We start from the raw sequence: 18,539 nt of genomic DNA on the forward strand, positions 1-18,539 counted from the left end.
AAACACTTGGCTCGCTGCGATCTCTCGTAGCGGGAGGCGAATAATACAGCGTTTAAAACCGCTGTCAACCTTCATCTCAACCGCTATCGATCATTCGATCGAAGCCCTTTCAGCACCTGCCGAATCGTCTAACTCATTGAAACTCAAGGAGTTTGTCGTTCCGATGTCGCTGGAAGTGGGGCGCATTATAAGGGGATTCGAAACCCCGTCAACCTTTTCTTTCAAAAAGATTTCAGAGCGCCCTTCCCTGCCTCCGGAAAATCCTCGGAAGCATCCTTGAAACCGTGGGAACCCGCATAAGCATCAGCACAGCGCCAATGCACGCATAGATAGCCCACTCCCTCAGGTCCGACCGAACGATCCACAGGAAATGCAGCAACCCCAGTCCAAGCACCCCATATACTAGCTTGTGCAGCTTCTTCCAACGCGCCCCTAGTCGCCGTTGGCTATACCGATTCGAGGTACCCGCCAGCACCAGCAAGCCGAGAAAACCGAGCGAGCCAACAATAATGTACGGCCGCTTGCGCAACTCGACTGCCAACTGCCCCCAATCCAACCCAAGGATAAAGAACAGATACGCCAGGATGTGCAGCACAATATAGGCAAACACCCACAACCCCAACTGACGGCGCACCACGATCCAACCCGGCCACCCCGTCAGTTTCTGCAACGGCGTCATCCCCAAGGTGATCAGCAAAAAAGTCAACGCCCCAAGCCCCAGACGATCCATGATGATCTTCCCGGGGTCCGGCCCCAACAGGCTCATTGCCGCCTCGTACAACCACAGCGCGGGAAATACGCACCCTACAATGAAGATAGCCAGGCGAAACCAGGGATAGCGCATCAATAGTTCTTCCGCAAATCGAGCCCGGCATACAGCGACGCCACCTCATCGGCGTAGCCATTGAACATCTGTGTCTCTCGCACGTTGGGGCTGAACAAACCGCTGGGCAAGCGTCGCTCGCGCGCCTGAGTCCAGCGCGGATGGTCAACGGTGGGATTCACATTGGCATAGAAGCCGTATTCATCGGGTGCCAGCCCCTGCCAGGTAGTCCCAGGCTGCTCGGCCACCAAGCTGATTCGCACGATCGACTTTATGCTTTTGAAGCCGTACTTCCAGGGCACCACAAGGCGTAACGGTGCACCGTTCTGGTTGGGCAGCTCCCGGCCATACATCCCCACGGCCAGAATCGCCAGCGGATGCATCGCTTCATCCAGGCGCAAGCCTTCTCTATAAGGCCAGTCGATCAAGGCAAAGCCTGAACGCTGCCCAGGCATATGCTGCGGGTCATTCAGCGTCTCGAAACGGACATAGCGCGCCTTCGAAGTCGGTTCGACCTGTTTGAGCACCTGCGCCAAGGGAAACCCCAGCCAGGGAATGACCATCGACCACGCTTCCACACAGCGCAGCCGGTAGATGCGTTCTTCAAGTTGATAGGGTTTTACGAAGTCTTCCAGCGCATAGCGGCCCGGCTTGCCCACCTCACCATCCACCACCACCGACCAGGGCTCGGTCTTCAGGCTGTCGCCATTGGCGGCCGGGTCACCCTTGTCCGGCCCGAACTCATAGAAGTTGTTGTAGTGGGTGGCGTCCTTGAACGGCGTGATCGCCTCATCCTTGACCGTCACTGCCTGCCAACGTGCGGCAGCGAGCTTTTCGGTAAACCAGCCAGGCGCGGCGCCAGGCGCCACATCGGCATAGCGCGACATATCAGCCGCGCTCACCCCGCCGGGTAACGCGCCCAGGGCCACGCCGGCCAGTGAGCCACCCAGCAGGGTACGACGGGAAAGGTAGATACCTTCAGGAGTGATCTCCGCTGCCTTGCAGTCGGAAGACCTGGGAAGCTTGATGAGCATGGTCGGCTCCACAGCACTGGATTACGGATGTACCAGTAAGACTATGGAGCCGGAGGGTTATTCCAGCATTAACGCATCATGAAACTTTGCGCCGACGACCGCGCAGCAGGAACTGGATCGGTCCCGATGCGGCATAAGCGAGGAAGATCAGCAACAGGATGCGCGGAGGGTCGCTGAACACCACGGCAAACACCAGCACCACCGCAAGGATTGCCACGAACGGCACGCGCCCCTTGAGGTCCAGCTCCTTGAAGCTGTTGTACTTGATGTTGCTGACCATCAGCATGCCTGCAGCGGCTACCAGCAATGCCACCAGGAACGACAGCTTGGAGCCCTGAATGCCGTAGTCGCTGAATGCCCAGACGGTACCGGCGACCACACCGGCAGCGGCCGGACTGGCCAGGCCGATGAAGTAGCGCTTGTCGGCAGTGCCAACCTGGGTATTGAAACGCGCCAGACGCAACGCCGCACCCGCGACATAGATGAAGGCGACCATCCAGCCGACCTTGCCCATGTCACCCAACGCCCAGCCGAAGGCCAGCAGGGCTGGGGCCACACCGAAGGCGACCATGTCCGATAGCGAGTCGTACTCGGCACCGAAGGCGCTCTGGGTATTGGTCATGCGCGCCACACGACCATCGAGGCCGTCGAGCACCATGGCCACGAAAATCGCAATGGCGGCAAAGGCGAAATACTTGCTCGCCTCGCGTGGATCGCCAGCGCTCTGGGCACTCATCGAGCTGATGATGGAATAGAAACCGGCAAACAGGTTGGCGGTGGTAAACAGGTTGGGCAGCAGATAGATGCCGCGATGGCGCACCTTGCGCCCTTCGGCGTCATGCCCTTCTTCAACGTGCTCATCGACAGGTAGCAGGCTTTCGGCGTCGGAGGGCTTGTTCGGCTCTTCGGGACGTTCGCTCATGGAGGGTACCTTGCAACAGGATGGAAAATGTTCGACACGGGCCCGCAAAACAGGTTCTGACGGCGAGCCACTGGTCTGCTTTATACCAGAAGCTGACTGCCAGAACGAAAAAACGCGGCCGAAGCCGCGTTTTTCATCTTTCGATAAGACTCAGTTCTTGGTCTTGTCGACGATTTTGTTAGCCGAAATCCAAGGCATCATCGAACGCAGCTGCTCGCCGATGATCTCGATGCCGTGAGCGGCGTTGTTGCGGCGCTTGGCGGTCATCGATGGGTAGTTGGTAGCACCTTCGGAGATGAACATCTTCGCGTACTCACCGTCCTGGATGCGCTTCAGAGCGTTACGCATGGCCTTGCGGGATTCTTCGTTGATGACTTCCGGACCGGTGACGTACTCACCGTACTCGGCGTTGTTGGAGATAGAGTAGTTCATGTTGGCGATGCCGCCTTCGTACATGAGGTCAACGATCAGCTTCAGCTCGTGCAAGCACTCGAAGTAGGCCATTTCTGGCGCATAGCCTGCTTCAACCAGGGTTTCGAAGCCGGCTTTGACCAGCTCGACGGTACCACCGCACAGAACAGCCTGCTCACCGAACAGGTCGGTTTCAGTCTCGTCCTTGAAGGTGGTTTCGATGATACCGGTACGGCCGCCGCCTACGCCCGAAGCGTACGACAGGGCGACGTTCTTGGCGTTGCCGGAGGCATCCTGGTAAATGGCGATCAGGTCAGGGATACCGCCGCCTTTGACGAACTCGGAACGCACGGTGTGGCCCGGTGCCTTTGGCGCGATCATGATCACGTCGAGGTCGGCACGTGGAACAACCTGGTTGTAGTGGATGGCGAAGCCGTGGGAGAAGGCCAGGGTAGCGCCCTTCTTGATGTTCGGCTCGATTTCCTGCTTGTACAGCTGGCCCTGGAACTCGTCCGGGGTCAGGATCATGACCAGGTCGGCAGCAGCGACGGCGGAGGCAACGTCGGTCACTTTCAGGCCATGGGCTTCAGCCTTGGCGACGGTGGCCGAACCTTTACGCAGACCGATGGTGACATCTACACCGGAGTCCTTCAGGTTGCACGCCTGAGCGTGGCCCTGGGAACCGTAACCGATGATGGCGACTTTCTTACCCTGGATGATGGAAAGGTCGCAGTCTTTATCGTAGAAAACTTTCATGAAAATACCCCTGGTTATATCTCGGCCCCTGCGGAGCCATCGCTAATTTTTGAATTTAGATGCTGAGCACTTTGTCGCCACGGGCGATGCCGGTAACGCCACTGCGCACGGTTTCGAGAATCGATGCGGTGCCGATCGCCTGGATGAAGCTGTCCAGCTTGTCGCTGGTGCCGCTCAGCTGCACGGTGTACACACTGGCGGTCACATCGACGATCTGGCCACGGAAAATGTCCGTGGTGCGCTTGATCTCGGCGCGCTGGGCACCAGTGGCCTTGACCTTGACCAGCATCAGTTCACGCTCGATGTGAGCGCTTTCCGACAGGTCGACAAGTTTTACCACTTCGACCAGCTTGTTCAGGTTCTTGGTGATCTGTTCGATCACTTCGTCATGGCCAACGGTGGTCAGCGTCAGACGCGACAGGGTCGGGTCTTCGGTCGGCGCCACGGTCAGGCTTTCAATGTTGTAGTTGCGCTGGGAGAACAGGCCGACCACACGGGACAGAGCACCGGGTTCGTTTTCCAGCAGCAGGGAAATGATGTGCCGCATATCAGGTACGCTCCGTCTTGCTCAGCCACATGTCACGCATCGAGCCATCCTTGATCTGCATCGGATAGACGTGCTCGCTACGGTCGACCGCGATGTCGATGAACACCAGGCGGTCCTTCATCGCAAACGCTTCTTCCAGCTTCGGCTTGAGGTCCTTCAGGCTGGTGATGCGGATACCCACATGGCCATAGGCCTCGGCCAGCTTGATGAAGTCCGGCAGCGACTCGACATACGAGTGCGAATGACGACCGTTGTAGGCCATGTCCTGCCATTGGCGGACCATGCCCAACACACCGTTGTTCAGGTTGACGATCTTCACCGGCAGGCCGTACTGCATGCAGGTGGACAGCTCCTGGATGTTCATCTGGATGCTGCCTTCGCCAGTCACGCAGGCAACGTCCTGATCCGGGAAGTTGAGCTTCACGCCCATCGCCGCCGGGAAGCCAAAGCCCATGGTGCCCAGGCCACCGGAGTTGATCCAGCGGTTCGGCTTGTTGAAGCGGTAGTACTGCGCCGCGAACATCTGGTGCTGGCCAACGTCCGAGGTGACGAAAGCATCGCCGTGGGTCACTTCGCACAGGGTCTCGATGACTTTTTGCGGTTTGATGACGTTGCCGTCGCCCTTGTCATAAGGGAACAGCTCGCCGTTGCCACGCCATTCTTCGATCTGCTTCCACCAGGCATCCAGCGCCACCTTGTCAGGCTGCTCGCCGATTTCCTTGAGGATGCCGAGCATTTCGCTGAGCACGCTGTCGACCGGACCAACGATCGGCACGTCGGCTTTGATCATCTTGGAGATCGACGCCGGGTCGATGTCGACATGGATGATCTTGGCATTCGGGCAGAACTTGGCCGGGCCATTGACCACGCGGTCGTCGAAACGCGCGCCGACAGCAAAGATCACGTCGGCATGGTGCATGGCCATGTTGGCAGTGAAGCTGCCGTGCATGCCGAGCATGCCGAGGAACTGACGATCGGTACCCGGGAAGCCACCCAACCCCATCAGGGTGTTGGTGACCGGCAGATTCAGTGACTTGGCGATTTCGGTCAGGGCTTCGGAGCCACCGCCGAGGATCACGCCGCCACCGGCATAGACGATCGGGCGCTTGGCAGCCAGGAGCATTTCGGCAGCCTTGCGGATCTGCCCGGAATGACCGCGCACGGCCGGGCTGTAAGAGCGCAGCTTGACCTTCTTCGGATAGACGTACTCGAACTTCTCGGCCGGGTTGGTCATATCTTTTGGAATGTCGACCACGACCGGGCCTGGGCGACCGGATTGCGCCAGGTAGAAGGCTTTCTTGAGTACTTCAGGGATCTCGGTCGGGTTCTTGATCATGAAGCTGTGCTTCACGATCGGCCGCGAGATACCGATCATGTCGGTTTCCTGGAAGGCATCGGTACCTACCATGGTGCTAGGCACCTGGCCGGACAGGATGACCATCGGAATCGAATCCATGTAGGCGGTGGCAATGCCGGTAATGGCATTGGTCGCGCCCGGACCGGAGGTCACCAGCACCACACCGGCCTTGCCGGTGGCGCGGGCGTAGCCGTCCGCCATATGGGTTGCCGCCTGCTCGTGACGAACCAGGATGTGTTCCACTTCCGGCTCTTTGAACAGCGCGTCATAAACATGAAGGAGAGCACCACCAGGGTACCCGTAGATGTGCTTAACGCCTTCGTCACGCAAGAAGCGGACGACCATTTCAGCGCCAGATAAAAGCTCCACGTTGTTCACCTCTAAAACGCCAGAATACCGCCCTCACTGGGCGGGTCTTAATAGGTTTACTGCCAAGCAGAGCATGAGCGAACGTTCAGCACTGACTGAGCAAGTATTGGGAGGACCCCAGAGTGTTGCGGGGTTTTCCCACCCAGCGCGAGGTAACGCGTTGCGGGGTGTTACAGGCGGCGCGGGTGTGCGCCTCATGATCTGCTTAGCGGGTCTGCTTCTGGCAGTCCCTCTACAGCGGAATCTGGATTCTTGTGATTTGGCGCCTACAAGTCAAGAAAAATTATTGCCAATTTTTCCCGAAGATGAATTCGTTCCACCACTAAAAACCGAGTCAGCAGCAGGAAAAATAACATTTTCATAAAAAAGGGCCACAATCTGCGGCCCTTGAAGGAAAAACTGAAGAAATCAGGCGGAAGGAGCGATCAATTGGTCGAATGCTGCCAACAGGCGGCGCAGCTCGCGACTTTCTTCCGGACGATCGGTGAACACGGTTTCCGCCATCACCAGGATGCTCGAGGCATTGGGCAGCGGGTGGCCGAGTTCGATGATGATCTTCATGCGCGGCAGGAAGATCCACTGCAACCACTGCTCGAAGCTGAGCGTATCGACCGCGAAAGGGACAGTGCTGGCCAGCGCGTCGTCGCTCGGCGGCTCATCATCCCACCAGCCTTGCACCTGAAGCTCACGCTCGATGAGCAGCAGGTGGTCGGCGATATCGAGAATGCGTTGCTCGATCATCACGAGTTGACCCGCGCTTTCTGCCGCGCCAAGGCGGCACCGGCGCTGTCACCCTGCTTTTCACGGGCCTGGGCGATGGTGTTCCACAACTCGGCCTGCAGGTCGGGGCGACCATTGGCGTAGGTCAATGCACGGCGGGCCAGTTGCTCGGCCTGTGGCGCGTCGCCTTGCGACAGGCGCACCTGGGCCAGGCGGAACAGCACCTGAGGCTCACGCGGGGCGATGCGCTGGGCGCGCTCCAGGCTCGAGGCAGCACCGTTGTAGTCACCGCTGCCCTGCTGCGACTGGGCAGTGGTCAGCAGCGCCAGGACCGGGCCATCGAGCTGTTCATCGGCCGAGAGACCACCGGAAGCGGCACTGCTGCGCGGGATGCCGGTCGGCGCGCTGGATGCGGCCGGCGTGCTGTTCATCGAGGCGATATCGAAGGGTTCGTCAGCGATCGGGTTAGGGTTTGTCGTGATCGGCGCCGAAGTCACCGGCCCTGGCGTGATAGGGCCAGTACTGATCGGCGCCGCGCTGCTGCCCGCCGGGAAGGTCTGGATGCCTGCGGCCCCCGCGCCTTGCGGAATCATCACGGTCACGCCGGAGTCCTCTGGCAGCGACTGTGCCTGCGCCGTGCCAGTGCTCATGCCCGCCGAACGGTGGGCCTGGACGCGCTCACTATTGGACACCCGGGTGCTCGAGTCCACTACCGGAATGTTGCCTCGCGGCACGCTGGAGCAACCCTGAAGCACTACCAGCGCCGTCACGGCAGGAAACAGCCACTTTTTCAATTCACACCTCATCAATGCTGCGTTGGGCTCAGTTCATCCAGCCCTTGACCCAGTCCATGACCGACTCTACGGGATTCTGCTCACCGCCGCAGGTCGCTCCGGCGGGCGGTTCACTGCCGCGAATATACGGCATCTGCACGGCGCCCGGACAGCTTCTGTCGGAACCATGGCCGCTGTACGGATCGATCCACGCCTGCACCACGTTGTCTGGCTGTGGCATGTCCAATGGCAGCGGGTCGGCCTTCTTCATGAAGCTGGTCCACACCTGCAGGGCGCCGGTGGCACCGGTAAATGGCGTCTTGCCGTTATCGTCACGGCCCATCCACACCACTGCCAGCAGGTCCTGGCTGAAACCGGAGAACCAGCTGTCGCGCGAATCGTTACTGGTGCCGGTCTTGCCCGCCAGGGTCAGCGAACTTGGCAGCACGTTGTAGACCGAGCGGCCAGTACCCTCACGCATCACCCGCTGCATGGCGTTCTGTACCAGGTAGATAGCACCTGGGTCGAAGGTCTGCTGGATCTGGAACGGGTAGCGCTTGAGCGGCTCGCCCTCCGCCGTGAGCACGCTGCGGATGCCGCGCATCGGCGTGTTGAAGCCACCGTTGGCGATGGTCTGGTACATCGTCGCGACTTGCATTGGCGACATGCCGCCAGCGCCCAGCAACATCGCCGGGAAGGCTGGCCAGTCGACATTGACGCCCAGGCGGCCAATGGTCTTGATCACATTCGGCACGCCGACTTCCAGGCCGAGCTTGGCGGTCGACAGGTTAAGCGAGTTGGCCAGGCCCTGGTACAGATAGATCGTACCGTGCGAGCGCCGGTCATAGTTTTGCGGGCGCCATACCTGGCCGTCGGCACCTTTGACCGAAAACGGTTCGTCCTGCACCCAGCTGGTCAGGGTGTACTTGCTTGGCTGCTCCAGCGCGGTCAGGTAGACCGCCGGCTTGACCAGCGAACCGATCGGCCGCACCGCGTCGATGGCACGGTTGAAGCCTGCAAAGCCGGACTGGCGGCTGCCGATCAGGGCCTGCACTTCACCGGTTTCCGGGTTGGTCACGACCATCGCCGACTCCACCTCATCGGCACCTTTGCGCCCCGCCAGGCGCTTGAAGGTTTCAGCCATGGAGGTTTCGGCCTTCATCTGCAAAATCGGGTCGAAACTGGTGAAGATGCGCAGGCCTTCCTCGGTCAGGTCTTCGTCACGGTAGTCCTGGCGCAGTTGGCGCTTGACCAGGTCGAGGAAGGCCGGGAACGAGCTGTCGGCAAGGCTGCCACGCTTGGTTACGCCCAACGGCATCTTCTTCGCCGCATCGACTTCCGCCTGGCTGGCCACGCCCTGCTCGGCCACCAGATCGAGGACCAGGTTACGCCGCGCCAGCGCACGGTCAGGGTAACGCCGCGGGTTGTAATAGGACGGCCCCTTGACCATGCCCACCAGCAAGGCAATCTGGTGCAGTTTCAGCTCCGACAGCGGCTGGCTGAAGAAGAATTGGCTGGCCAGGCCGAAGCCATGCACGGCGCGCTGGCCATCCTGGCCGACGAATACTTCGTTGAGATAGGCCTCGAGGATCTCGCGCTTGTCGTAATGCATCTCGAGCAGTACGGCCATCATCGCTTCAGTCAGCTTACGGGTGAGGCTACGCTCGCTGGTCAGGTAGAAGTTCTTCACCAGCTGCTGGGTCAGGGTACTGCCGCCCTGGCGCATCGAACCGGCCGAGGTGTTGACCCACATGGCCCGGGCGATGGACTTGGGCGACACGCCGAAGTGGCTGTAGAAGTCCCGGTCCTCGGTGGCTACCAAGGTTTCGAGCAGGTATGGCGGCACCTGATCGATCTTGATCAGGATGCGGTCTTCGAGGTTCTTCGGGTAGATACCGCCGATCATCAGCGGCTCCAGGCGTACCACGTCGAGTTTCTTGCCGTTGGCGCCGGCGAGGTCTGCCACATAGTCGCCGGAGAAGCGCACCCGCACGAACTGCGCAGGCTCCATGCCCTCGTAGAACTGGAAGCCACGGGTGTTGAGGTCGACGGTATTGCCGTTGACCGCCGCCGCGCCCGGGCCGTTGGCCGCGCTTTCACGCCGGTAGCCAAGGGCATCGAGCTCGGTGAGGAAGTCGTTCTTGCTCAGTTTCTGACCGCTGAACAGCTCCAGCGGCCGGGCATACACCTTGGCCGGGATGGTCCAGCGCTTGCCGGAGAACTTCTCCTGAACGATGGCATCAAGGTAAACCGCGAAGCCGGCAACGATCACCAGGCCGACCAGGCTGAGCTTCAAGGCCCAGCCCAGCCAGGCGCGCGAGCGGCCGGTCGGGCGTTTCTGAGGGGTACGGGGATTTCGGGTTCGAGTCATGGCGGCGGATTATACGCACTTTATAAAGGGTAGGCAGGCGCCCTCTGGCGGTAGGCAGGGACGGCACCATTGACCATAATGGCGCTTTCGAATTCCCTGTCCCCGGAAGGATTTCCCGTGAGCCAAGCCTTGATCAACGCGTTGCAGAACCCTGCCCTGTACCCTCACCCAGTGGACGGGTTCCAGCTCATCGAGACGCACATCTCCTGGGTCCTGCTCACCGGCGAGTACGCTTACAAGGTCAAGAAGCCGATGAACTTCGGCTTCCTCGACTTCACCAGCCTGGACCAACGCCAGCACTTCTGTAATGAAGAGTTGCGCCTGAACCAGCGCCTGACCGATGGCCTGTACCTTGAAGTCCTGCCAATCACCGGCAGTGCCGAAGCGCCGCAAATCGGTGGTGAAGGTCAAGCGATCGAATATGTATTGAAGATGCGACAGTTCCCCCAGGGCCAGATGCTCAACACCCTGCAGGCCAATGGCGAGCTGAATACCAGCCACATCGACCAGATGGCCCGGCAGATTGCCGAATTCCACCTGCAGGCACCGAGAGTGTCGCCGGAGCATCCGCTGGGCACCCCGGAAAGCGTGATGGCTCCGGTCGAGCAGAACTTCGAGCAGATCCGCCCGTTCCTCAGCGACAAGGCCGACCTGCAGCAACTCGATAACCTGCAGGCCTGGGCGCAAGACAGCTTCAAGCGCCTGCACGGCCTGCTTGAAGCACGCAAGGCCAATGGCTTCATCCGCGAATGCCACGGTGACATTCACCTGGGTAACGCCACCCTGATCGACGGCAAGGTGGTGATCTTCGACTGCATCGAGTTCAACGAGCCGTTCCGCCTGACCGACGTCTACGCCGACATCGGCTTCCTGGCCATGGACCTGGAAGACCGTGGCCTCAAGTGCCTGGCCCGCCGCTTCATCAGCCAGTACCTGGAGCTGACCGGCGACTATGCCGGCCTGGAACTGCTGAACTTCTACAAGGCTTACCGCGCGCTGGTACGGGCCAAGGTCGCCCTGTTCAGCCTGTCGGCCGATGCCGACGCCGTGCAGCGCGCCACGACCCTGCGCACCTACCGCAACTACGCCAACCTGGCAGAAAGCTACAGCGCCATCCCTTCTCGCCTGCTTGCTATCACCCATGGCGTGTCGGCTGTGGGCAAGAGCCACGTAGCCATGCGTCTGGTCGAGGCGCTGGGCGCGGTTCGCGTGCGTTCGGATGTGGAGCGCAAGCGCCTGTTCGGCGAACAGCAGGCGCAGAACGCCGGCCAACTCGCTACCGGGATCTATGACCAGGATGCCAGCGTGGCCACCTACCAGCGCCTGCACGCGCTGGCGGCAACGATCCTGCGTGCCGGTTTCCCGGTGGTGCTCGATGCCACCTACCTGAAGGCTGAACAGCGCCAGGCCGCAGCAGCAGTGGCCAACGAGACTGGCGTGCCGTTCCTGATCCTCGACTGCCATGCCCCGGAAGCGGTGATCGCCAGCTGGCTGGAACAGCGCCAGGCCGAGAACAGCGACCCGTCGGATGCCACGCTTGAAGTGGTCAAGGCTCAGCAGGCCAGCCGTGAGCCACTGGATGCCCAGGAGCTGGTAAACAGCACCCGCATCGATACCCAGGAAGCCAGCGGTATGGACCAGGTGATCGACCAGATTCGCCAGCGTCTGCCGGGCCTGTAAGTTCGCCGTTCTTCTGTAGCGGCCTCTTCGCGGGCGTGCCCGCGAAGGGGTCGGTAAAGGCCGCCACTGTCAGCTCGTCGTCCCCGATGGCAAAAGGCCGCGCATTTTCCAACCCCCGCTACACTCCTCTCTGACCTGCTCGCGATTTATCCCCTAGACCCGTTCAGCCATCGCAAGGAGGCTCGATGAACGATGAATTGCAGCACCTGAAGAATCTTGGCAAGACCTCTGCGCAGTGGTTGCATGCGGCTGGTATCCACAGCGCCTCGGACTTGCGCCGGCTTGGCGCGGTGGGCGCCTATCAGGCCGTTAAAACGCGAGGCTTCAGGGCGTCGAAGGTGCTGTTGTACGCCATTGAAGGTGCATTGCTGGACATGCACTGGAACGATTTGCCAGCCGAACGCAAGGAAGCGCTCAACCAGCAACTCGATGCGAAATGCCCTATCGGCAAAAAAATCTGAAAAAAACGTTAGAAGGGTGTTGACGCTGAAATGAGAATCGTTATGATTATCACAACTGGTCGCGAGACTGGTTGGATAAGCTAAGAGCCCCTGGTTCGGACTCTCAGATTATCTCCTCATCAGGCTAATCACGGTTATTGACCCGGCATTTTGCCGGGTCTTTTTTTGCCAGCAGGTTTGCCCCGACCAGATGGGTACTGGCTAGTGGCGCAACTGCGCGCAGTAGTCCTGCTCTGGCATCGCCGCCGTGTACCAGACATAGTCGGCCGTCCCGCTTTCGACCTGCTCGCCCACTTCGGCCAGCAGCACCACTTTGCTCTCGCCCGTGGCGCCCAGATCGGCGAGGTGCAGAGGCACCCCCAAGTCCTTGCGCGCATGGTACGAACCGGCCAACAGCAACGCCGGCTGCGGCGCCGCCAGCAGCCGTTCGGCCATATGCCGATCCCGCTGTTGTTGCACAGCCAGCATCGCTGGTAGCTGGCTTTCCGGTAGCAGGCCACAATGCCCCTGCCTGACCTGTTCGAGCAGTGCCGCCCGTACCCCAGGTGCAGTGGACCGGGTTCCCGACAGAACCGCAGGGTGTCGATAGGCCTGGCGCATCTCGCTGGGGGACAAGTTGGCCGCCAACAGCGGCACAGGGTGTTGCAAGGCCTCTCGCACAATAGGGCCGTACGATTGCCAGTCCCAGCCATCGTCCCAAGCCAGGGCCTTGGGCAGGTCCTGGGGCAGTTGCGCTCGCCCGGCAAGCGCATCGACGCCGGCCTGCTGCTCGGGTTGCAGCATTTCCAGCAACAGGCTGCCCTGCGCCCGGCGCACCTGCAGCGCGTGCATCAACCACAGCTCCAGGGCGTGATGATCCGGGTTGTCATGCTTCTCGCCGATCAACACCCGTGGCGCATCGGCCAGGCCCTCAACCAGCTGTTCGGGGCTGATCACCTGCCCACTGGCCAGATCGTGGATCTGCCCCAGCTCGGCGTTATCCCGCCCTTCGCTGCTCTGCCAGGCCGGCAACGGCGGCAGGTTGGCCTGACAGCCACCCAGTGCCAGGCACAGCAGCGTACCGCACAGCAAAGGATGACCCATGGGCAGTGCCTCCTAGCGGGTAATGATCAGCGGGTGGCCCCGTTCCGGGTGCGCCTGCACCAGCACGTCGATGCCGAACACGGCCTTGAGTGACGCAGGCGTCAGCACCTCCCGGGGGTTGGCCAGTGCATGGCAGCGGCCGCTTTCGAGGAGCAGGATACGATCACAGTAGCGCGCAGCCAGGTTGAGGTCATGCAGGATCACCAGCACTGCTGCACCACGGTCGGCAAAGCTGCGTACAGCTTCCAGCGTCGTATGCTGGTGCAGAGGATCGAGCATGGAGGTCGGTTCGTCGAGCAACAGCGTGGCCCCCTGTTCACCCGGCCAGAGCTGAGCCAGCACCCGTGCCAGGTGCACGCGTTGACGCTCCCCCCCGGACAGCGCCAGGTAACTGCGCTCAACCAGATGCCAGGCGTCTGCGGCACGCAACGCTGCCTCGACAATCTCCCGGTCACGCTGCCGACCACTGCGGTGGGGCAGCCGCCCCATGCCGACTACCTCCTCGACACGGAAAGCGAAGCCCAGTCTGGATACCTGGGGCAGCACCGCCAGTCGCTGTGCCCGATCCTGACCCGGCCATTGAGCCAGGGCTTTACCCTGCAGGGTCACCTGCCCGCGGCTTGGCGTGAGCTCGCCGCACAATGCCCCCAGCAGGCTGCTCTTACCCGCGCCATTAGGTCCCAGCACGCCCAGCACCTGCCCAGGCTCCAGCTGCAGATTGATGTCATGCAGCACTTCATTGCTGCCTCGGCGCAGATGCAGGTTTTGCACTTCGAGCATCAATTACGCCCTCGAACCAGCAAAAACAGGAAGAACGGGGCACCGATGAATGCGGTCACGATACCAATGGGCAATTCAGCCGGGGCCAACGCCAAGCGCGCCACCAGGTCGGCAAACAAGAGCAAGGTCCCACCGGCCAACAGCGAGGCTGGCAACAATACCCTATGGTCGGGGCCAGCCAGCAACCGCACCAGATGTGGCACCACCAGCCCAACGAAGCCGATCAGACCCGCTGCGGCAACTGCAGCGCCAACCCCTAAAGCAGTACAGAACACCAGCTCGCGCTTGAGCCGCTCCACTTCGATGCCCAGATGCCGCGCCTCCGATTCACCGAGCAATAATGCATTGAGTGCCTGAGCCCGGCGCGGCAGCCAGAGCGCCACCCCCGCAGTGATCAGCAACAAAGGCCAGAGCCGCTCGTAACTGGCGCCATTGAGGCTGCCCAGATTCCAGAAGGTCAGCGTGCGCAGCGTGGCGTCATCGGCCAGGTAGGTAAACAGCCCCACCGCCGAGCCGCCCAGCGCTGTCAGCGCAATGCCGGCCAGCAGCATCGTGGCAACGTTGGTCTGCCCCTCACGCCGTCCCAATCGGTACACCAGCGCCGTGACGCCCAGCCCGCCGATGAAAGCGCAGGCCGAAAGCAGGTACGGGGCAAACCCTTCCGGGACCCCACCTAACCAGCTGCCGCCGACAATCGCCACCGCCGCCCCCAGCGCCGCGCCACTGGCGACACCGACCAGGCCGGGGTCAGCCAACGGGTTGCGGAACAGGCCCTGCATGGCCACTCCGGAAAGTGCCAGCACAGCGCCCGCTGCCAACCCCAGCAGCGTACGGGGCATGCGAATCTGGCCAAGGATCATGTCTGCCTGTTCCAGGCCGTCAGCGGCAATTGGCAGCCCGAGCAAACGCAGGCCGGCGCGCAAGGTATCCCCTAACGGCAGGCTGACCGGCCCAAGGGCCAGCGACAGCCAGATGGCCAGCAGACACAATAATGTCAGGCAAACAAAAAGCGTTCGCGGCTGGATGCGTTGTTTCATTGGGCAGCGCTTGGCGGGTAGAACGCAGTCGCCAGTTCCTGCAAGGCGGTTGGCAGGCGCGGGCCAAGGCCACCCACCAGCAATGTCGGGTCGAGCGACACCAGGCGCTTGTCGCGCACAGCTCGGGAAGCGGCCAGCGCCGGATTTTCCTTGAGCAGCGCCTGCAACGCCTGCTCGCCGCTCAACGCACGATCAGAGAACACCACAACATCCGGGTCGAGCGCCGCCAGCGCCTCGTTGGAGAAGTTCTTGTAGCCTTGGTGCACGGCCAGGTTGCGCGCCCCCGCCTGGCGCAGCACCCAGTCACCCGCGGTGCCCTGCCCGGCAATCAGCGGCTTGGCGCCAGCATGCCCAACCAGCAGCAATACACCAGGTGCCTTGTGATTTTGCTGAGCCTGCCTGACCTGCAATTGCAGCGCTTCGAGTTGCTGGTGGTAGCTCGCCGCCAACTGTGCGGCTTTCTCCTCAGCGCCCAGCAAGGCCCCCAGATGCCTGAGGTTCTCGTCCACGGTAGCCAGATCAGCCTGGCTGGAGAACAACTCGACCCGTACCCCCGCTTTGCGCACCTGGGCCAGCACAGGCGGCGGCCCCATTTCTTCGGTGCCCACCAGCACATCCGGGCGCAGGCTGAGAATGCCCTCGGCCGACAACTGCCGCTGATAACCGACACTGGGCAAGGCCTTCAGCGATGCGGGGTGCTGGCTGGTGGTATCGACGCCCACCAGACGTGGCTCGCCACCCAGTTCACTGATCCACTCGCTCAACGCCCCGCCCGCGCTGACCCAGCGCTGCGGCATTTCGGCGGCCAAGGCCTGGGTGCAAGCAATGAAAACTACGCACAGGGCGAGCAAGCCAGCGGGACGGCGCATCATCGGATTCCTTCTGAAGGCGGGCCGTACGCCTTGTGGCGGGCGGCGGAACTGCGCACCATATACGGCTGACGCAGCAAATGCGGTAAATTTGATAATTATTCGCATTGAGGCGTCAAGCCATCACTTTGTTTCACGAGCCTTCCCTGCAATGCATTTTCTTTGTCCTTCCGAGGCCCTGGCCGAGGGCCACAGCCGCGCCTTCAGCGTAGACGGCATCGACCTGTTCGGCGTGCGCCGTCAAGGCCAGGTCTACCTGTACCGCAACCGCTGCCCTCACCGCGGCATCCCGCTGAACTGGGCACAACATGCCTTTCTCGACGACAGTGCCTGCCTGATCCACTGTGCCCATCATGGCGCGCTGTTTCTGATGGAGAGTGGTGAATGCGTGGCAGGCCCCTGCGAAGGCGAAATGCTGCAGGCCCTGGACTGCCATGAGGACAGCCAGGGCATATGGCTCAGGGGCTCAGCAGCACCGGCAGCGGGCGGTCGATGACGATTTGCTCGCTGTCCAGGCGAACGCCGTAGGCCAGCACCTCGACCCCGTCCGCCACTGCAGCGCGCAAGGCGTCGGCATAAGCGAAGTCGATCTCATGGGCAGGGCGCACCGCCTCGACGCCGGTAAGGTTCACGCAGTACAGCTGCACCGCACGAATGCCCTGGCGGGCCAGGGCCCCCAGCTCGCGCAGGTGCTTGGCGCCACGCTGGGTCACGGCATCCGGGAACGCCGCCACGGCGGTATCCGGGTAACCCAGGGTCACGCTCTTGACCTCGACATAGGCCGGCCCGTCGGCAAATTCCAGGCGAAAATCCACCCGGCTGCGTTCTTCGCCGTAAGCGACCTCACGTTTCAGCGCGGTAAACCCGGCCAGCTCGTGGATCATTCCGGCACGCAGCGCCTCCTCGACCAGCGCATTGGCGCGCCCGGTGTTGATGCAAGCCAGGCGGCCCTGGGGCGTTTCGCTGATTTCCCAGGTGCCTGGCAGTTTGCGCTTGGGGTCGTTGGAGCGGCTGAACCACACCTGCCCGCCTTCGCGCATGCAATTGAGCATGGAACCGGTGTTCGGGCAGTGGATGGTCAGTTGCTCGCCACTGGCCAATTCGATGTCGGCCAGGAAGCGCTTGTAGCGACGCAGCAGGCGCCCTTGTTCAAGTGGAGGAAAGAACACCATTCAGCCTTGCCAGCTCCGCAGCCCGCGGGCGATGCGCTCGACCGCCTGTTCCAGGCGTGGCAGGCCCTGGGTATAGGCAAACCGCACATGGTGGCCGGCCAAATGGCGACCGAAGTCCAGGCCAGGGGTGAAAGCCAGATGCTCGGTTTCGAGGAAGTGCTGACAGAACGCAAAGGCATCGCCACCGAACGCGCTGATATCGGCATACAGGTAGAACGCGCCCTGCGGCTCGACGGCAATGCGGAAGCCCAGTTCACGCAGGGCCGGCAACAGGTAGTCGCGGCGACGGGCGAATTCGGCGCGACGCGCTTCGAAAATCGCCAGTGTTTCCGGCTGGAAACAGGCCAACGCTGCATGCTGGGCCATGCTCGGTGCACTGATGTAGAGGTTCTGCGCCAGCTTCTCCAGATCGGCCACGGCATTGGGCGGGGCCACCAGCCAGCCGAGCCGCCAGCCGGTCATGCCGAAATACTTGGAAAAACTATTAAGGACAAACGCCGAATCATCCACTTCCAGCACGCTCGGCGCGTCCATGCCGTAGGTCAGGCCGTGGTAGATCTCGTCCACCACGAGATGACCATGGCGCTCACGGGTGGCCTTGGACAGGCTGGCCAGCTCGTCGCGGCCCAGCACGGTGCCCGTCGGGTTGGCTGGCGAGGCGACCAGGGCGCCGACGCTGTCCTTGTCCCAGTAACGCTCGACCAGGTCGGCGGTCAGCTGGTAGTTGACCTCTGGCCCGACTGGCACCAGCTGCGCGCCGCCTTCGACCAGGCGCAGGAAGTGCCGGTTGCACGGGTAACCCGGGTCAGCCAGCAGCCAGTGCTTGCCGGGGTCGACCAACAGGCTGCTGGCCAGCAGCAGCGCCCCGGAGCCGCCCGGCGTGACGAGAATCCGCTCGGGGTCGATCTGCAGACCATAACGTTGGCCATAGAAACCGGCGATGGCTTCGCGCAGCGCTGGCAGGCCACGGGCGGCGGTATAGCGGGTATGCCCGGCGGCCAACGCGGCCTGGCCGGCAGCGACGATCGGTGCGGCGGTGGTGAAGTCCGGCTCGCCGATTTCAAGGTGGATCACGTCATGGCCTGCTGCTTGCAGCTCGTTGGCCCGCGCCAGCAACGCCATGACGTGGAAGGGTTCGATGGCGCGGCTGCGCGCACTGTAGGGGTGGGCCATGACCTTCTCTCAATTGGGTCTAAACTGTGGATTCTACCTTTGCAACGCACCGAACGTGCGCCGCGCGCTGCGGTCAACACCTAGGATCGGGCGGGCTAGCGCAACCCCCGATCTATCTGGTAAGTTCGGCGGCTCGCAGTCGCAGGGCCGGCGGGTGCCGGAGATGGAGCAGCCTGCGCATTGGATCAGATGAGTGAGAGG

The 18,539-nt window shown here is 61.9% G+C and carries 18 protein-coding genes; 3 read left to right on the plus strand and 15 right to left on the minus strand.

From position 1 onward, the window contains the following. Positions 1 to 232 precede the first annotated feature (232 nt). The 9 genes from msrQ to mrcB all read right to left on the minus strand — a co-directional run bounded on the left by msrQ (position 233) and on the right by mrcB (position 10,083). Complete coding sequence (gene msrQ, locus ACQKPS_RS21765; RefSeq protein ID WP_427605609.1) at positions 233 to 844, minus strand: protein-methionine-sulfoxide reductase heme-binding subunit MsrQ; 612 nt, start codon at positions 842 to 844, stop codon at positions 233 to 235. Beyond that, a complete protein-coding gene (gene msrP / locus ACQKPS_RS21770) occupies positions 844 to 1,857 on the minus strand; it encodes a protein-methionine-sulfoxide reductase catalytic subunit MsrP (RefSeq protein ID WP_427605610.1) in 1,014 nt (337 codons plus the stop codon). The genes msrQ and msrP overlap by 1 nt, the downstream gene beginning before the upstream one ends. 76 nt (positions 1,858 to 1,933) lie before the next feature. Further along, a complete protein-coding gene (gene pssA, locus ACQKPS_RS21775; protein ID WP_254481467.1) occupies positions 1,934 to 2,779 on the minus strand; it encodes a CDP-diacylglycerol--serine O-phosphatidyltransferase in 846 nt (281 codons plus the stop codon). A 150-nt stretch (positions 2,780 to 2,929) separates the two neighbouring features. Next, positions 2,930 to 3,946 (minus strand): ketol-acid reductoisomerase, encoded by a 1,017-nt coding sequence (gene ilvC / locus ACQKPS_RS21780; protein WP_054885606.1) that lies wholly within the window; start codon positions 3,944 to 3,946, stop codon positions 2,930 to 2,932. 55 nt (positions 3,947 to 4,001) lie between these two features. After that, complete coding sequence (gene ilvN / locus ACQKPS_RS21785) at positions 4,002 to 4,493, minus strand: acetolactate synthase small subunit (RefSeq protein WP_003250040.1); 492 nt, start codon at positions 4,491 to 4,493, stop codon at positions 4,002 to 4,004. Between the two features lies 1 nt (position 4,494). Further along, on the minus strand, positions 4,495 to 6,219 hold the full coding sequence (locus ACQKPS_RS21790; protein ID WP_427605611.1) for an acetolactate synthase 3 large subunit: 1,725 nt from the start codon (positions 6,217 to 6,219) through the stop codon (positions 4,495 to 4,497). Positions 6,220 to 6,627: 408 nt separating this feature from the next. Further along, the gene (locus tag ACQKPS_RS21795) at positions 6,628 to 6,960 is read right to left on the minus strand and encodes a YqcC family protein (RefSeq protein WP_176509673.1); all 333 of its coding nucleotides are present in this window, start codon (positions 6,958 to 6,960) and stop codon (positions 6,628 to 6,630) included. Beyond that, positions 6,960 to 7,745 (minus strand): tetratricopeptide repeat protein, encoded by a 786-nt coding sequence (locus ACQKPS_RS21800; protein ID WP_427605612.1) that lies wholly within the window; start codon positions 7,743 to 7,745, stop codon positions 6,960 to 6,962. The genes ACQKPS_RS21795 and ACQKPS_RS21800 overlap by 1 nt, the downstream gene beginning before the upstream one ends. Before the next feature lie 16 nt (positions 7,746 to 7,761). After that, complete coding sequence (gene mrcB, locus ACQKPS_RS21805) at positions 7,762 to 10,083, minus strand: penicillin-binding protein 1B (RefSeq protein ID WP_054885609.1); 2,322 nt, start codon at positions 10,081 to 10,083, stop codon at positions 7,762 to 7,764. A gap of 117 nt (positions 10,084 to 10,200) precedes the next feature. On the opposite strand from mrcB, the gene ACQKPS_RS21810 reads away from it, so the two are divergent. Both ACQKPS_RS21810 and ACQKPS_RS21815 read left to right on the plus strand, forming a co-directional pair. Then, positions 10,201 to 11,763 (plus strand): AAA family ATPase, encoded by a 1,563-nt coding sequence (locus tag ACQKPS_RS21810; RefSeq protein ID WP_427605613.1) that lies wholly within the window; start codon positions 10,201 to 10,203, stop codon positions 11,761 to 11,763. Positions 11,764 to 11,948: 185 nt separating this feature from the next. After that, positions 11,949 to 12,224: a TfoX/Sxy family protein gene (locus tag ACQKPS_RS21815; RefSeq protein WP_283725352.1), complete on the plus strand. Its 276-nt coding sequence runs from the start codon at positions 11,949 to 11,951 to the stop codon at positions 12,222 to 12,224. A gap of 201 nt (positions 12,225 to 12,425) precedes the next feature. On the opposite strand, the gene ACQKPS_RS21820 is transcribed toward ACQKPS_RS21815, so the two are convergent. The 4 genes from ACQKPS_RS21820 to ACQKPS_RS21835 are packed head-to-tail and all read right to left on the minus strand — an operon-like array spanning position 12,426 to position 15,996. Further along, entirely contained in the window at positions 12,426 to 13,307 is an 882-nt protein-coding gene (locus ACQKPS_RS21820) for a ChaN family lipoprotein (protein WP_427605614.1), read from the minus strand. A 12-nt stretch (positions 13,308 to 13,319) separates the two neighbouring features. Beyond that, entirely contained in the window at positions 13,320 to 14,087 is a 768-nt protein-coding gene (locus ACQKPS_RS21825) for a heme ABC transporter ATP-binding protein (RefSeq protein ID WP_427605615.1), read from the minus strand. Continuing rightward, the gene (locus ACQKPS_RS21830) at positions 14,087 to 15,070 is read right to left on the minus strand and encodes a FecCD family ABC transporter permease (RefSeq protein WP_427605673.1); all 984 of its coding nucleotides are present in this window, start codon (positions 15,068 to 15,070) and stop codon (positions 14,087 to 14,089) included. The genes ACQKPS_RS21825 and ACQKPS_RS21830 overlap by 1 nt, the downstream gene beginning before the upstream one ends. 50 nt (positions 15,071 to 15,120) lie before the next feature. Next, positions 15,121 to 15,996 (minus strand): heme/hemin ABC transporter substrate-binding protein, encoded by an 876-nt coding sequence (locus ACQKPS_RS21835; protein WP_427605616.1) that lies wholly within the window; start codon positions 15,994 to 15,996, stop codon positions 15,121 to 15,123. A gap of 148 nt (positions 15,997 to 16,144) precedes the next feature. On the opposite strand from ACQKPS_RS21835, the gene ACQKPS_RS21840 reads away from it, so the two are divergent. Further along, entirely contained in the window at positions 16,145 to 16,489 is a 345-nt protein-coding gene (locus ACQKPS_RS21840; RefSeq protein ID WP_427605617.1) for a Rieske (2Fe-2S) protein, read from the plus strand. Here the strand turns inward: ACQKPS_RS21840 and sfsA are convergent. After that, positions 16,452 to 17,165, minus strand: a complete 714-nt coding sequence (gene sfsA / locus ACQKPS_RS21845) for a DNA/RNA nuclease SfsA (RefSeq protein WP_283725358.1) — start codon at positions 17,163 to 17,165, stop codon at positions 16,452 to 16,454. The two genes, ACQKPS_RS21840 and sfsA, sit on opposite strands and share 38 nt — an antisense overlap. After that, a complete protein-coding gene (locus ACQKPS_RS21850; RefSeq protein WP_254481478.1) occupies positions 17,166 to 18,338 on the minus strand; it encodes a pyridoxal phosphate-dependent aminotransferase in 1,173 nt (390 codons plus the stop codon). It lies immediately after the preceding gene. Positions 18,339 to 18,539: the final 201 nt, after the last annotated feature.

It is taken from the genome of Pseudomonas sp. NPDC086566 (assembly GCF_050280885.1).
Taxonomy (GTDB): Bacteria; Pseudomonadota; Gammaproteobacteria; order Pseudomonadales; family Pseudomonadaceae; genus Aquipseudomonas; species Aquipseudomonas vlassakiae.